The organism is Candidatus Deferrimicrobiaceae bacterium, from assembly GCA_036504035.1.
Lineage (GTDB): Bacteria > Desulfobacterota > Deferrimicrobia > Deferrimicrobiales > Deferrimicrobiaceae > JANXPS01.
This window is the reverse complement of record DASXVV010000011.1, coordinates 183,312-197,096: the sequence shown is the minus strand read 5'-3', so window position 1 is coordinate 197,096 and position 13,785 is coordinate 183,312. Positions and strand designations below refer to the sequence as shown.

The window sequence follows — 13,785 nt, the reverse complement described above, 5'->3', positions numbered from 1 at the left end:
AGGGGGACATGCAGATCACGGAAGTGAAGGTCTATCCGGTATTCGACAACGAGAAGCTGAAGGGGTACGCCACGATCATCTTCGACGACTGCTTCGTCGTCAGGGATCTCAAGGTCATCCAGGGAACCAGCGGCATGTTCGTGGCCATGCCGAGCAAGAAGACCAAGGACGGCAGTTACCGGGACACGGCGCACCCGCTCAACAACGAGACGCGAGACATGATCGAGCAGGCCGTGCTCGGCGAATACGGGCGGGAGGCCTCCGTGCTTGACGCTGTAGCCGCCGCCCAGTAAGATCACCGGTGCGCTGGGAGGTCGTTCAACGGAAGGACAGAGGCCTTTGAAGCCTCGAATGAAGGTTCGACCCCTTCCCTCCCAGCCATCGTCCCTGTTTTTACGCTTGCCAAGCGGGCCTCGCCCGATATAATATTCAACTCTTTCGGTTTAATCACTCCCTACAGGGGATACGTGTGACCAGGCTAAAGCTTATTTCAGGAAACGCAAACATCGACCTCGCGAAAGAGATCGCGGCCCACCTCTGCATCCCGCTGGCGACCACGGTGGCCAAGCGGTTCAGCGACGGCGAGATCAACGTCGAGATCCGCGAGAACGTCCGCGGCGCCGACGTATTCATCATCCAGCCGACCTGCAGCCCCGCCAATGATCACCTGATGGAGTTGCTCGTCCTGATCGACGCGCTCAAGCGCGCCTCGGCCAAGCGCATCAACGCGGTCATTCCTTACTACGGATACGCCCGGCAAGACCGCAAGGTCCTTCCGAGGGCCCCCATCACGGCCAAGCTGGTGGCCGACCTCCTCACGGCGGCCGGCGTCAACCGCGTGATCACGATGGATCTCCACGCCGGCCAGATCCAGGGATTCTTCAACATTCCGGTCGACCATCTCTACTCGGCGCCGGTGATGCTCGAATACATCAAGTCCAGGTTCGCCAACGAGGGCGACATCGTCGTGGTCTCCCCCGATGCCGGCGGCGTCGAGCGGGCCCGGGCGTTCGCCAAGCGGCTCAACGCATCGCTGGCCATCATCGACAAGCGGCGGGTCGCGCCCAACGTCGCCGAGGTCATGAACATCATCGGCGCGGTCGAGGGCAAGACCGCGATCATGCTCGACGACATCGTCGACACGGCCGGCACACTCGTCCAGGCGGCCGACGCGCTGACCGCCAAGGGCGTCAAGGCGGTCTATGCCTGTGCGACGCACGCCGTCCTGTCCGGCCCCGCCATCGAGCGAATCGAGAACTCGCAGATCCGTGAGCTCGTCGTCGCCAACACCATCCCGCTGGGTGACAAGACGGCCTGCAAGAAGATCAAGGTGCTCTCCGTGGCCAACCTGCTGGGCGAGGCCATCAAGCGCATCCATTTCCACGATTCTGTCAGTTCGCTGTTCGTATAGTCAGTTCGCTGTTCGTATAGGAGGATAAGGCAATGGCAATCGTCGAATTGGCGGCTACGATCCGCCAGGGTATCGGGAAGCAGGCCAACCGGAAGGCCAAGCATGCAGGACGCGTCCCGGGCGTGATCTATGGCAAGGGGCTTCCGAGCCGCAATCTCGAATTCGAGCGCCGGCCGCTCGAAAAGTATCTTTCCAAGGCCAAGCACGGCACGGTCATCGTCAAGATGAGCGTGCTCGACGGGGCCGAGTCGAGCGAGTCGTTCGCGGTCCTCAAGGAATTCCAGTTCCATCCGGTGACCGACAGCGTGACCCACGTCGACTTCTACGAGGTCGCGGCCGGCAAGAAGTTCAACGTCGAGGTTCCGCTCCGCGTCAAGGGCAAGCCGGCGGGGGTCGAGTTCGGTGGCATCCTCGAGGTCATGATCCGGTCGCTCGAGATCCGCTGCACCCCCGACAACGTCCCCGAGTTCATCGAGATCGACGTGTCCGAGCTTAACCTCGGCGATACGCTCCACCTTGGCGCGCTGGCCTTCCCCGAAGGCGTGAAGCCGGTCGAGAAGGACCTCAAGATGGCCATCGCCGCGGTCCACACGCCCAAGGACGAGGCCGTGAAGGCATCCGAAGAGGGCGCCGCCGTCGAAGCGCCGGCAGCAGCCAGTGTCGCCGAACCCGCCAAGAAGGGAAAGGGATAACCGGCGCCCCTCCCGCCTGATCGTCGGGCTGGGGAACCCCGGGCGGCGCTACGCGCCGACCTTCCATAACGCGGGGTTTCAGGCCATCGACCGTCTCGCCGGGACGCTGGGCATCCGGCTCCACGTCGAAGGCAAGCTCGAGTACGGCATCGGCGATGCCGCCGGCGAGATCGTGATGCTGGCGCGTCCGCAGACCTACATGAACCTGAGCGGCACGGCGGTCGCTTCCGTCTTCCGGAACTACGCCGAATCGCCCGAAGACCTTGTCGTCCTCCACGACGACCTCGACATCCCGCTCGGGGATGTCCGGCTCAAGCGGGGCGGCGGCGCGGGCGGCCACAACGGGTTACGCTCTTTGCAAACCGAATTGTCGACGCCCGATTTCCTCCGGGTCCGCATCGGGGTCGGTCGTCCCCCCCCGGGGTGGGATGCCGCCGATTACGTGCTCGCCCCGATCCCCGAGGAATCGCGCGACGTTTTCGAAAGCTCGGTCGCCTCCGCGGCCGACGCCGTCCTCGATCTCATCCGGGACGGCTTCGAAAAGGCATCTACGCGCTGGAACCAGAAGCGCAAGGCCTCCCCCGCCTGACGGGGGAACAACTCCTTGCTCCCGGCAAAAACGACCGGGGGCTTGAACATCCGAGAGGAGGATTTTCGAACACATGATCCGCAAGTACGAAACCGTCATTCTTTTCGACACCGAGGTATCCGAGGACACGCGCAAGGAGTTCCTTGCGAAGCTGGCCGCCATCATCGTCGCCTACAAGGGCGAAGTGCTCAAGCAGGACGACTGGGGCACCCGGAGACTCGCCTACACCATCAACAAGAAGGTCAGCGCCTTCTATACCTTCCTTTTCTACACCGGCGATCGCGGCGTGGTCGAGGAAGTCGAGCGCAACATCAAGATCATCGACGGTGTCCTTCGCCACATGACCACCCTCTGTACGGCCGAGGTCAAGGCCAAGGTGGCGCCCGCGCCCGTCCAGGAAGAGGCGCCGGCGATCCCGCCCGACGCGACCCCCGCGCCTCCCGCGCCGGTCGTCGAGTAGCAGCCGGAAGCGGCGATGGTCACCTTCAATCGCGTCATCCTCGCAGGAAACCTCGTCCGCGATCCCGAGATCCGCTATCTTCCTTCGGGTCTCTCGGTCACGAGCTTCGGCCTGGCCGTAAACGAACGCATCAAGAAGGGCGATGCATGGGAAGAGCATGTCTCGTTCTTTGACGTCACCGTCTTCGGCAAGCAGGGCGAGAACTGCGCCGAGTACCTTTCCAAGGGGCGCCCGGCGCTCGTCGAGGGGCGTCTCCGGCAGCGTCGCTGGGAGCAGGACGGCGTCAAGAAAAACAAGATCGAGATCATCGCCGACAACGTCCAGTTTCTCGGGGCGGCCGGCAAGGGCAACGGCGCTCCCGAAGGGCCCAGAGGCAGTTCTCCCGCCGCCGGGTCCGGCGGCGATGCGCCCGACGAAGACATCCCATTCTAAAACCGATAATGAACAAGAGAATATCAGGAGGAAAGCACGATGAGCACACCGTATAAGCCCCGTCCTTCCGGTCCCGGCGGACGGGAGGGCGGTCCCGGAGGGAAACGTCGGTACGTCCGCAAGAAGTTCTGCCGCTTCTGTGCCGAAAAGGAGCTGCAGCTCGACTACAAGAACGTCTACCTGGTCAAGCAGTTCGTCTCCGAGCGCGGCAAGATCGTCCCCCGCCGCATCTCGGGCACCTGCGCCAAGCACCAGCGGAAGCTGACGACCGAGATCAAGAAGGCGCGCATCATCGCCCTGATCCCGTTCACCGCGACCCAGGTCCGGTAGGGGGTGCGCCGATGAAAGTGATACTCAGGGAAGACGTCGACAAGTTGGGCAAGGCCGGCGAGATCGTCAAGGTCGCCGACGGCTACGGCCGCAACTTCCTCATCCCCAAGAGCTTCGCGGTGCAGGCCAATCCGCGGAACCTCAAGACGCTCGAGCATGACCGCGCCGTCATCGAGGCGCGTGCGAAGAAGTCCCGCAAGGCCGCCCAGGGCGTCGCCGACAAGCTGGCCGCCGTCTCGCTGACCCTTTCCGCCAAGGCCGGCGAGGAAGGCAAGCTGTTCGGGGCGATCACCTCGCGCGACATCGCCGATGCGCTCGAGAAGCAGGGCGTTCCGGTCGACCGCAAGCTGGTGCAGCTGGCCGACCCGATCAAGCAGCTGGGCGACTACAAGGTCAAGGTCCGCCTTTCGGCCGACCTCTCGCCCGAGATCTCCGTCAGCGTGGTGGCGGAAGTCTAGGCACGCTTCACTCGCCGAATCCGGCGCCGCGGCCCGCATGATCGGCGCGGCACCGACTCGACCAGAAACGTGCCGCCCGGCGTTCGACGCCGGGCGGCACGTTTCGTTTGAACCGTCATCCGCATGTGTCCCGCCGTGGGGGGAACAAGATGTCCGATCTACGCGAAACGCACGGCAATCCCGGGGGGAACCTCTCCTCCTCCCGTGTCCCGCCCTACAACCTCGAGGCCGAGCAGTCGGTCCTGGCCTCGATCCTGCTCAACAACGACCTGATGAGCAACGTCCTCGAGCTGCTGCGTCCCGACGATTTCTATCAGGGCTCGCACCGGACGCTGTTCACCGTGATGCTCGACCTCTCCGAGAACGGGCAGGCGATCGACCAGCTCACCCTGTCGGCCGCCCTTTCCGACAAGGGCATCGAGAAGCAGGTCGGGGGGCTGAGCTACATCTCCGAGCTTCTCCAGTCGGTCCCCACGACGGCCAACCTCAACGAATACGCCCGGATCGTGAAGGAGAAGGCGATCCTGCGGCAGGCCATCGCCGTGGCCCAGGAGATCACGGCCAGCGCCTATCAGGGCGTGAGCAACGTCAACGATTTCCTCGACCAGACCGAGCAGGCGGTCTTCGCGATCGCCGAGAACCGGATCCGCCCTTCCTATCATTCCATGGCCGAGATGGCCAAGGAGACGATGAAGATCATCGAGGATCTCTACGAGAAGAAGCAGATGATCACGGGGGTCCCGTCCGGCTTCCGCGACCTCGACGGGATCACTTCCGGCTTCCAGCCCTCGAACCTCATCGTCGTCGCCGCCCGCCCCGGCATGGGCAAGACCGCGCTCTGCCTCAACATCGCCCAGAACGTGGCGCTCCAGTCCCGCATCCCGGTCGCGATCTTCTCGCTCGAAATGGGGCGGCAGGAGCTGGCGCTCAGGATGATCTGCTCCGACGCGCACGTCGAGGCGACGAAGCTGCGGCGCGGATTCGTCTCCCAGAACGAGTTCGTCCACGTCGTCAAGTCGGTCAGCAAACTGTCCCAGGCGCCGATCTACATCGACGACTCGGGCGGCCTGAGCTCGCTCGAGCTGCGCGCCAAGGCACGGCGGCTCAAGAAGGACAAGAAGATCGGGATGCTCATCATCGACTACCTCCAGCTCATGAGCGGGTCCGGACGGGGCAATTCCGACAACCGGGTCCAGGAGATCTCCGATATCTCGCGCGGCCTGAAATCGCTGGCCAAGGAGCTCGAGATCCCGGTCATCGCGCTGTCGCAGCTCAACCGGGGCCTCGAGGGCCGCACCGACAAGCGCCCGCAGCTGTCCGACCTGCGCGAGTCTGGCGCCATTGAGCAGGACGCCGACATCGTGCTCTTCATCCACCGGGAGGAGATGTACCTGAAAGCCGAGACGCCCGACGACAAGAAGGGGACGGCCGAGATCATCATCGGGAAGCACCGGAACGGGCCGACCGACACCGTGCCTTTGACGTGGCTCGGGAAGTACACCAAGTTCGAGAATCGCGCGACCGACGATTTCCAGTAGCGAAGTTCAGCGCCCGCCGAGGCTCAGGTTGAGGCCGACCACGCCGGCCACGATCAAGGCGATCGAAACGACCTTCAGCGCCGTGAGCGACTCCTTGAACCAGATCATCCCGACTGCCGCCACGAGCACCGTGCCGACCCCGGACCAGATGGCGTACACCACGCTGACCGGCAGCGTCTTCAGGGTGATCGACAACGCCGTGAAGCTGCCGACGTAAAAAAGCAGGACCAGAACCGTCGGAAGCGGGCGTGTGAAGCCGACCGATAGCTTCATGCAGGTCGTGCCGGAAACCTCGAGCAGGATTGCGAGGGCGAGCAGCAGCCGGTCCATCATTCCTCCCCGGATCGCCCGTCGTCGAGCGTCCACCTTCCCTCGGCCGACGGGAATCCCCCTGCGATAAAGTCTTCGACCAGCGTCTTCGCGAACCGCGCCGCATCGGGAAGCGATTGCCCGAGCGCGATGCGCGTTGCCAGCGCCGAGGCGAAGGCGCAACCGGTTCCGTGGGCATCGCGTCCTGGAAGCTTCCGGCCGGGGGCGAGCAGCGTCGCCGTTCCTTCCTCGAAGACAAGATCCGTCCCCGCCTTCCCCCGCCAAGGGAAATGGCCTCCCTTGAGCACGATGTCCGCGCCGGTCCGGTCGGCCAGGTCGCGCGCCGCGACGACCGCATCCTCGAAGCGCCGCACCGTGCGGTCGAGCAGCTTCTCGATCTCGGGCAGGTTCGGGGTGAGGACGTCGGCCCGGGCGAAAAGCTTCCGGAAGGCGGGGAGGGCGTCCCGGGAGAGCAGCGATCCGCCTGATGAGGCGCGGATCACCGGATCGTGCACCAGGGGAAGATCGTCGTGCGCTTCAAGGAACGACAGGATCGCGAGCGCGGCGGCGCGGGTGCCCACCATCCCGATCTTGACGGCCGCGATCCGGTGCGCCTTTTCGACGCAGGTCAGCGCGCGTTCGATCGTGTCGCGTGAGAGCGGGACGACGCGGTCGAATGCGGTCGTGCTCTGGAGCGCAAGGCAGGAGGGCACGGCGACCGGATAGCCGCCCGCGGACGTCACGGCGCGCGCGTCCATCAAAACGCCGGCGCCGGCCGTGGGGTCGTACCCGCCGAACGCGAGAATCACGGGTTTCGTTTTTCTTCGTCCCATATGCGGATGAACTCCCTCGCGGATGCGGCGATGTCGGGGGCGGCGAAGAGCGCCGAGGCGACGGCTACGGCCGCCGCCCCCGCGTGGATCACGGGCCGGACATTCCGGTGCGTGATACCGCCGATGGCGACCGACGGGATGGCGACGGCGGCCGCGATCTCGGCGACAAGCGCCGGGCCGCGCGCCGGGCGGGCATCGGCCTTGGTCTCGGTGGGATAAACGGCCCCCACGCCGACATAGTCGGCACCGTCGTCCGCGGCGCGCCGCGCCTCGGACGCATCGTGCGTCGAGACGCCGATGAGGAAGCCGGCCGGCGCGAGGCGGCGCGCCGCGGACGGCGGCAGGTCGTCTTGCCCCAAATGGCACCCGTCCGCCCCGCAAAGCAGCGCGACATCGAGCCGGTCGTTGACGATGAAGGTGGCATCCGCCGCGCGGCAGGCGGTCGCAAGGCGCGTGGCGCGCGCCAGCATCTCGCGGCCGGTCGCCGTCTTGTCACGATACTGGAACAGGCGGCAACCTCCCGCCATGGCTTCCGCCAACGCCCGGTCGAGCGCCTCATCGGGGTCGGCCGAACCTCGGGCGGAGACGGACAGATCGAGGATGGCGTAGAGACCGGTCACCGTTTCCGGTCCGGCTTCTTTTTGGGGGCGAGCCCGAGATCGGTGATCTTCTTGCGCAGCGTGTTCCGGTTGATCCCGAGGATGGCGGCGGCGCGGATCTGGTTGCCCCCCGTCGCCTCGAGGATCACCCGGATCAGCGGCTTTTCGGTCTGGCGCATGAACAGGTCGAGCAGGGCGCTTTCGTTCTCGAGGGCGGGGCCGAGCCGCTTCACGAACTCGCGCACCCTCTCCTCGATGATTTGTTCGAGCGGGGCGCCGGAAAGGTCGGGGGCGCCTTCGGCCCTGGCCAGCTCCCGCGCGACCTCATCCCGCCGGAGCAGCTTCCCCGGGGCGATCACGGCCAGCCGCTGGACGAAGTTCTCGAGCTCCCGGATGTTTCCTTTCCAGTGGTGCAGGGAAAGCGTCTCGAGCGCCTCCTTCGAAAAGGACCGGGTCGGCCGCGACAGCAGCGCGCAATACTTCTGGAGGAAGAAATCGGCCAGCAGAGGGATGTCCTCGCGCCGCTCGGATAGCGACGGCACGCGGATGGGGAACACATTGAGACGGTCGAAGAGATCCTCGCGGAACTTCCCCTCGGCGACCATGCGATGAAGGTCGCGATTGGTGGCGGCGATCAGCCGGCCGTTGAAACGGCGGACCCGGTTGGAGCCGAGGCGGGTATATTCGCGCTCCTGGAGGACCCGGAGCAACTTGACCTGGAGGTCGGGCGGCGTGTCGCCGATCTCGTCGAGGAAGAGGGTGCCGCCGGCCGCGGCCTCGATCTTGCCTTCACGCGCGGCATCCGCGCCGGTGAAGGCTCCCTTGTCGGCCCCGAAAAGCTCGGCTTCCTGCAGTTCGCGAGGGATCGCCGATGCGTTCACCGCGACGAAGGGGCTTTCGGGGTGGCCCAGGTCGTGGATGGCGCGGGCGACCAGCTCCTTGCCGACGCCCCGCTCTCCAAGCAGCAGGACGGTGGTATCGGAATCGGCGATCTTCCCGATGCTCTGGAACACCTCGAGGATCGCGCGGCTCTTCCCGACGATGCGGGAAGCGGCCCATTCCCCCGGCTCGGTCGCGTGGAAGGGCCGCTCGCGCGAATCCGCCTCCTTGGCGACGTCGCGGAGGAGCGCCTCGATCCGGTCGATGTCGAACGGCTTGGTCAAAAACTCGGCCGCGCCGGCGCGGGTCGACCGGGCTGCGGTTTCGGGCCGGGCGACCGCCGTCATGATGAAGAAGCGGGTCGGGGATTTCATGGCGTGGACGCGCTCGAGCACTTCGATCCCCTCGAGCCCCGGCATCCGGACGTCGATGAAGGCGGCGGCGTAGTCCTTGCGCGAAAGCAGGTCGAGCGCCTTTTCGCCATCCTCGGCCAGGTCGGCCTGGAAGCCCATCCCCGCGACCGTTTTCTGGAGCACCCAGCGGATGCTCTCGTCGTCATCCGCGACGAGGATTTTCTTCAAGGCGTTTTCCTCACGTCTTCCGGGAGTCCACGGGCAGGGATATTGTAACCGTCGTCCCCTCGCCGCGCACCGATTTGATGGCGAGTTTCCCGCCGTGCCGCGAGATCGCCTGCCGCACCATGACCAGGCCGAGACCGGTCCCCTTGGGCTTGGTCGTGTAGAAGGGCAGGACGGACTTGTGAAGGTCTTCCTCGGACATGCCGACGCCGCTGTCGGTGACCACCACGTCGAGGAAAGAGCGTTTCTGCCCGGGCCCGCGGCTGAGGCGGTAATTGACGTTCATCCGGGCCTCGACGCGCACGGTCCCTTCCTCTTCGATCGCCTCGACCGCGTTCTTGAGGACGTTCAGCAGCGCCCGGTAGATGGTGTCGGCGTGGCCGGAGACGTCGGGCAGGCTCGGGTCGACCTTGAGGTCGAAGCGGATCCGTTTTCCCTGGGCGCGCACTTCGGCCTCCAAAAGCTCTTTCACGTCCCGTAGCAGCGGCAGGAGGGGCACGGGACGCGGTGGCGGAGGCGTGCGCCCCATCTCGAGCATCTTCTCGATCAGCCGGTTGATGCGTTCCGCCTCGCGAAGCATAAGCCGGATGCCCTCGTCGCGCTCCTCATCCGTCGTTCCGTGTCGAAGGATCCACTGACCCGCCCCCAGGATGCCGCCCAGCGGGTTCTTGATCTCGTGTGCGATGCCGTAGGCGAGCATCTGCGTCTCCTCGGCGCTGATCGCCGCGCGCTCCTCCTGGCCGACCAGCGACAGGAACTCTGCCGACTTGATCGACAGGACCACCCCCTGGTGCTCGCCCTGCGCGCCGGCCAGGGGGGAAGCGTCGACGATGACCGGGAGGGCCGTTTCGGCCGGACCGCTCCCGAGCCGGGGGCCGGAGGGGCGTGAGAGCTCGACGTCGAATGCGGTGACGGCACTGCCTTCCTCGAGCGCCTTTCCCAGGATCCGGACGGTAACCGGGCTGTCGGCGAAGACTTTTCGGTAGTGGAGGCCCTTGAGCGCCTGGGCGGATCCACGCAGGATCTCCTCGGCGGCCGGATTGAGATAGACGAGCAGGCCGTCCCGGCCGAACACGAGGATGCCGGAATCGATCGACTCGAGCGTCTGGAGGTAGAGCGGGTTCAAAAGAAGCGCTCCACGACGGCTCGGATATCGTCGATTGAGGCGACGCGCACCAGCTCGGCCCGAAAATGGGCGCCGCCCGGCGTTCCCCGGCTGTACCACGCCAGGTGCTTCCGCATCTCGATGATGCCGACTTCCCCGTGGCGGGCGAAAAGCTCGCTCCCGTGCCGGAGGATCAGGGCGCGCCGTTCCTCGGGCGATGGCCTCGTATCCCCGAAGATCCAGGGGTTGCCGAGCGCGGCCCGGCCGATCATGACGGCGTCGCAGCCGGTCTCGGCAAACATGCGACCGATGTCGGCGAGGCGCCGGACGTCGCCGTTCCCGATGACGACGCGGCCGGGGAAGGCCTCCTTGAGCCGGGCGATGTGTGTCCAGTCGGCCTCGCCCGAGAACATCTGGTTGCGCGTCCGGGGGTGGAGCGTCACCGCGGCGGCGCCGGCCTCGTAGACCGCCCCGGCGACCTCGAGAAACGACTCGGTCCCCTTCGCGAAGCCGGAGCGGATCTTGACGGTCACCGGGATGCGCGCCTGCCGAACGGCCTCGGACACGATCCGGCCGCACAGCGCCGGGTCGGAGAGCAGCGCCGCCCCGGCGCCCCCTCCGGTCACTTTCCGCACCGGGCACCCCATGTTGATGTCGACGAAGTCGAAGCCCAGCTCTCCGATGGCCGCCGCCGCCTCGCCGATCTCTTCGGGCACGGCGCCGAAAAGCTGCGCCCCGATCGGCCGCTCGGACGGCTCGAACGCGAGGTAGCGCATGCTGCGCGCCGGCTGCATCAGCAGGCCCTTGGCGGAAACCATCTCGGTCACGACGATGCCGGCCCCGTGCTCGCGGCAAAGCCGCCGGAAGGTGGTGTCGGTGATCCCTGCGAGGGGCGCCAGGATGAGTTTTCCGCGGAAGTCCATAGAGGAGGGATATCTTACCCCAAATCCCCTCGCGGCAGCCCCTTGACCCGGATTTCTTCCGCATGGTATAAATTGGCGGTTAATCCAATCCCGTCCGATCGAATCAAGTTTCATAACAACGCGTTACATTTCATCAATCCCAAGGGGGAAACGCTTTATGTCACAACCGCTACCCGTTCCGACGGCGTTCCGGCGGGGCAAGGCGACGCTGATTGCGATGCTCGCCTCCGCTCTGACGCTGCTCGCCTCCACCGCTTTCGCGAGCGAGGCCGAGCTCAAGCTCCCCGACCTGTCTACCCAGCTCTTCATGGGCCTCGACGGCCACTCGATCCTGATGATCGGCCTGGTCGTGTGCGCCCTGGGCATGGTCTTCGGCCTCGTCCAGTACACGCAGATCAAGAACCTGCCCGTCCACAAGTCGATGCTCGACATCTCCGAACTCATCTACGCGACGTGCAAGACCTACATGGTTACGCAGGGCAAGTTCATCGCCCTCCTGTGGGCCTTCATCGCCGCGATCATGGTGTGGTACTTCAGCAGCTCGATGGATGCCTTCCGCATCGCCATCGTCATCATCTTCTCGGTCATCGGCATCCTCGGCAGCTACTCGGTGGCGTGGTTCGGCATGCGCATCAACACCTTCGCCAACTCCCGCGCCGCGTTCGCCGGTCTCAAGGGCAAGCCCTACCCGACCATGGAGATCCCGCTCAAGTCCGGCATGAGCATCGGCATGCTGCTCATCTCGGTCGAGCTGATCATGATGCTCGCCATCCTGCTCTTCGTCCCCGGCGACATGGCCGGCGCCTGCTTCATCGGCTTCGCCATCGGCGAATCGCTGGGCGCCGCGGCACTCCGCATCGCGGGCGGCATCTTCACCAAGATCGCCGACATCGGCTCCGACCTCATGAAGATCGTCTTCAAGATCAAGGAAGACGACGCCCGCAACCCCGGCGTCATCGCCGACTGCGTTGGCGACAACGCGGGCGACTCGGTCGGCCCCACCGCCGACGGGTTCGAGACCTACGGCGTCACCGGCGTGGCGCTCATCACCTTCATCCTGCTCGCGGTCGGCAAGCGGCTCGATCCGACAGCCCAGGCCGGCATCCAGGTCCAGCTGCTGGTCTGGATCTTCGTCATGCGCATCGGCATGATCATCACCTCGGCGCTCGCCTACTTCATCAACGGCGCGATCAACAAGGCCAAGTACGGCGAGGCCAAGAAGTTCAACTTCGAGCACCCGCTGACCATGCTGGTGTGGCTCGCCTCGGCTTTCTGCATCGCCGCCACCTACCTGCTTTCATACCTGCTGATCCCGAACCTGGCCAACGACCCCACCCTCTGGTGGAAGCTGGCCACGATCATCACCTGCGGCACCGCGGCCGGCGCGATCATTCCCGAACTGGTCAAGGTGTTCACCTCGACCAACTCAGGGCACGTCCGCGAGGTCGTCAAGGCGGCCGAAGAGGGCGGCGCGTCGCTCAACATCCTGGCCGGTCTCGTCGCCGGCAACTTCTCGGCCTACTGGATGGGCATGGCGATCATTTCGCTGATGGGCGCCGCCTACGGCGTCTCCACGCTGGGCGGCTTTGAACCGATCATGGAATCGCCGGCGATCTTCGCCTTCGGCCTGGTCGCCTTCGGCTTCCTCGGCATGGGGCCGATCACCATCGCGGTCGATTCCTACGGCCCGGTCACCGACAACGCGCAGTCGGTCTATGAGCTGTCGCTGATCGAAGAGATCCCGAACATCGCCCAGGAGATCGAGAAGGACTTCGGCTTCAAGCCCAACTTCGAGGAAGCCAAGATGTACCTCGAGGAAAACGACGGCGCCGGCAACACCTTCAAGGCCACCGCCAAGCCGGTGCTTATCGGGACGGCCGTCGTCGGCTCCACCACGCTGATCTTCTCGATCATCCAGCTGCTCGCGGGCAAGTACGGCACCGAAGGGCCCCTGGGCATCTTCGCCGGCCTCTCGATCATGAACCCGCTCTTCCTGCTCGGCCTGGTCACCGGCGGCGCAGTCATCTACTGGTTCTCGGGCGCTTCCATGCAAGCGGTCTCCACCGGCGCCTACCGCGCGGTTGCATTCATCAAGAAGAACATCAACCTCGAGGTCGGCGACAAGGCCTCGGTCGAAGACAGCAAGAAGGTCGTCGAGATCTGCACGCAGTACGCGCAGAAGGGCATGTTCAACATCTTCCTCGGTGTTTTCTTCAGCACGCTGGCGTTCGCCTGCCTCAACCACTACTTCTTCATCGGCTACCTGATCTCGATCGCGATCTTCGGCCTCTACCAGGCGATCTTCATGGCCAACGCGGGCGGCGCGTGGGACAACGCCAAGAAGCTGGTCGAAACCGAACTCAACATGAAGGGCACGGCGCTGCACGACGCCTGCGTCGTCGGCGACACGGTCGGCGATCCGTTCAAGGACACCTCGTCGGTGGCCATGAACCCGATCATCAAGTTCACCACGCTGTTCGGCCTGCTGGCGGTCGAGCTGGCCATCACGCTCGATCCGGGCGTCAGCCACATGCTGGCGGCCTTGTTCTTCGCCATTTCGACCATCTTCGTCTGGCGCTCGTTCTACGGGATGCGCATCCAGAACGAGAAATAATCCTTCAACGGGCTACGGTCGGTCCCGATCGGGGC

General features: G+C 65.2%; 16 protein-coding genes and 1 tRNA gene. 11 read left to right on the top strand and 6 right to left on the bottom strand.

Annotation, left to right across the window (positions count from 1 at the left end; all coding sequences use genetic code 11):
• Positions 1–8: 8 nt before the first annotated feature.
• The 10 genes from spoVG (at position 9) to dnaB (ending at position 5,910) form a co-directional block, all read left to right on the top strand.
• On the top strand, positions 9–293 hold the full coding sequence (spoVG, locus tag VGK27_09985) for a septation regulator SpoVG (protein HEY3490432.1): 285 nt from the start codon (positions 9–11) through the stop codon (positions 291–293).
• A gap of 14 nt (positions 294–307) precedes the next feature.
• Positions 308–381 (top strand) — tRNA-Gln (locus VGK27_09980).
• Positions 382–469: 88 nt separating this feature from the next.
• Positions 470–1,411 (top strand): ribose-phosphate pyrophosphokinase, encoded by a 942-nt coding sequence (locus tag VGK27_09975; protein ID HEY3490431.1) that lies wholly within the window; start codon positions 470–472, stop codon positions 1,409–1,411.
• 32 nt (positions 1,412–1,443) lie between these two features.
• Positions 1,444–2,103: a 50S ribosomal protein L25 gene (locus VGK27_09970; protein ID HEY3490430.1), complete on the top strand. Its 660-nt coding sequence runs from the start codon at positions 1,444–1,446 to the stop codon at positions 2,101–2,103.
• Positions 2,069–2,692, top strand: a complete 624-nt coding sequence (gene pth, locus VGK27_09965; protein ID HEY3490429.1) for an aminoacyl-tRNA hydrolase — start codon at positions 2,069–2,071, stop codon at positions 2,690–2,692. The genes VGK27_09970 and pth overlap by 35 nt, the downstream gene beginning before the upstream one ends.
• A gap of 73 nt (positions 2,693–2,765) precedes the next feature.
• Entirely contained in the window at positions 2,766–3,152 is a 387-nt protein-coding gene (gene rpsF, locus VGK27_09960; protein ID HEY3490428.1) for a 30S ribosomal protein S6, read from the top strand.
• Positions 3,153–3,167: 15 nt separating this feature from the next.
• The gene (gene ssb / locus VGK27_09955; protein HEY3490427.1) at positions 3,168–3,584 is read left to right on the top strand and encodes a single-stranded DNA-binding protein; all 417 of its coding nucleotides are present in this window, start codon (positions 3,168–3,170) and stop codon (positions 3,582–3,584) included.
• Between the two features lie 39 nt (positions 3,585–3,623).
• Positions 3,624–3,914 (top strand): 30S ribosomal protein S18, encoded by a 291-nt coding sequence (gene rpsR / locus VGK27_09950; GenBank protein HEY3490426.1) that lies wholly within the window; start codon positions 3,624–3,626, stop codon positions 3,912–3,914.
• An 11-nt stretch (positions 3,915–3,925) separates the two neighbouring features.
• Entirely contained in the window at positions 3,926–4,372 is a 447-nt protein-coding gene (gene rplI, locus VGK27_09945) for a 50S ribosomal protein L9 (protein ID HEY3490425.1), read from the top strand.
• A gap of 149 nt (positions 4,373–4,521) precedes the next feature.
• Positions 4,522–5,910, top strand: a complete 1,389-nt coding sequence (gene dnaB, locus VGK27_09940; GenBank protein ID HEY3490424.1) for a replicative DNA helicase — start codon at positions 4,522–4,524, stop codon at positions 5,908–5,910.
• Between the two features lie 6 nt (positions 5,911–5,916).
• Here dnaB and VGK27_09935 read toward each other — a convergent pair whose 3' ends face one another.
• Genes VGK27_09935 through dusB form a run of 6 tightly spaced genes read right to left on the bottom strand, consistent with a single transcriptional unit; the run spans position 5,917 to position 11,136 of the window.
• Positions 5,917–6,240, bottom strand: coding sequence for a multidrug efflux SMR transporter (locus VGK27_09935; protein HEY3490423.1), 324 nt, complete (start codon positions 6,238–6,240; stop codon positions 5,917–5,919).
• Positions 6,240–7,052, bottom strand: a complete 813-nt coding sequence (locus VGK27_09930; GenBank protein HEY3490422.1) for a hydroxymethylpyrimidine/phosphomethylpyrimidine kinase — start codon at positions 7,050–7,052, stop codon at positions 6,240–6,242. The genes VGK27_09935 and VGK27_09930 overlap by 1 nt, the downstream gene beginning before the upstream one ends.
• Positions 7,025–7,672 carry a thiamine phosphate synthase gene (thiE, locus tag VGK27_09925; GenBank protein HEY3490421.1) on the bottom strand — a complete coding sequence of 216 codons (648 nt, stop codon included), beginning with the start codon at positions 7,670–7,672 and terminating at the stop codon, positions 7,025–7,027. Before thiE ends, VGK27_09930 begins: the two co-directional genes overlap by 28 nt.
• Positions 7,669–9,111 (bottom strand): sigma-54 dependent transcriptional regulator, encoded by a 1,443-nt coding sequence (locus tag VGK27_09920; GenBank protein ID HEY3490420.1) that lies wholly within the window; start codon positions 9,109–9,111, stop codon positions 7,669–7,671. The genes thiE and VGK27_09920 overlap by 4 nt, the downstream gene beginning before the upstream one ends.
• A 10-nt stretch (positions 9,112–9,121) precedes the next feature.
• Positions 9,122–10,234, bottom strand: coding sequence for an ATP-binding protein (locus tag VGK27_09915; protein HEY3490419.1), 1,113 nt, complete (start codon positions 10,232–10,234; stop codon positions 9,122–9,124).
• The gene (gene dusB / locus VGK27_09910) at positions 10,231–11,136 is read right to left on the bottom strand and encodes a tRNA dihydrouridine synthase DusB (GenBank protein HEY3490418.1); all 906 of its coding nucleotides are present in this window, start codon (positions 11,134–11,136) and stop codon (positions 10,231–10,233) included. The genes VGK27_09915 and dusB overlap by 4 nt, the downstream gene beginning before the upstream one ends.
• Before the next feature lie 157 nt (positions 11,137–11,293).
• Here dusB and VGK27_09905 point away from each other — a divergent pair, with 157 nt between their 5' ends.
• Positions 11,294–13,750, top strand: coding sequence for a sodium-translocating pyrophosphatase (locus VGK27_09905; protein ID HEY3490417.1), 2,457 nt, complete (start codon positions 11,294–11,296; stop codon positions 13,748–13,750).
• Positions 13,751–13,785 lie beyond the last annotated feature (35 nt).

Coding starts and splice junctions, on each gene's coding strand:
- ssb (HEY3490427.1), top strand. CDS start 3,168: ATGGTCACCTTCAATCGCGTCATCCTCGCAGGAAACCTCGTCCGCGAT.
- rpsR (HEY3490426.1), top strand. CDS start 3,624: ATGAGCACACCGTATAAGCCCCGTCCTTCCGGTCCCGGCGGACGGGAG.
- dusB (HEY3490418.1), bottom strand. CDS start 11,136: ATGGACTTCCGCGGAAAACTCATCCTGGCGCCCCTCGCAGGGATCACC.
- VGK27_09930 (HEY3490422.1), bottom strand. CDS start 7,052: ATGGGACGAAGAAAAACGAAACCCGTGATTCTCGCGTTCGGCGGGTAC.
- rpsF (HEY3490428.1), top strand. CDS start 2,766: ATGATCCGCAAGTACGAAACCGTCATTCTTTTCGACACCGAGGTATCC.
- spoVG (HEY3490432.1), top strand. CDS start 9: ATGCAGATCACGGAAGTGAAGGTCTATCCGGTATTCGACAACGAGAAG.
- VGK27_09905 (HEY3490417.1), top strand. CDS start 11,294: ATGTCACAACCGCTACCCGTTCCGACGGCGTTCCGGCGGGGCAAGGCG.
- rplI (HEY3490425.1), top strand. CDS start 3,926: ATGAAAGTGATACTCAGGGAAGACGTCGACAAGTTGGGCAAGGCCGGC.
- dnaB (HEY3490424.1), top strand. CDS start 4,522: ATGTCCGATCTACGCGAAACGCACGGCAATCCCGGGGGGAACCTCTCC.
- VGK27_09970 (HEY3490430.1), top strand. CDS start 1,444: ATGGCAATCGTCGAATTGGCGGCTACGATCCGCCAGGGTATCGGGAAG.
- VGK27_09935 (HEY3490423.1), bottom strand. CDS start 6,240: ATGGACCGGCTGCTGCTCGCCCTCGCAATCCTGCTCGAGGTTTCCGGC.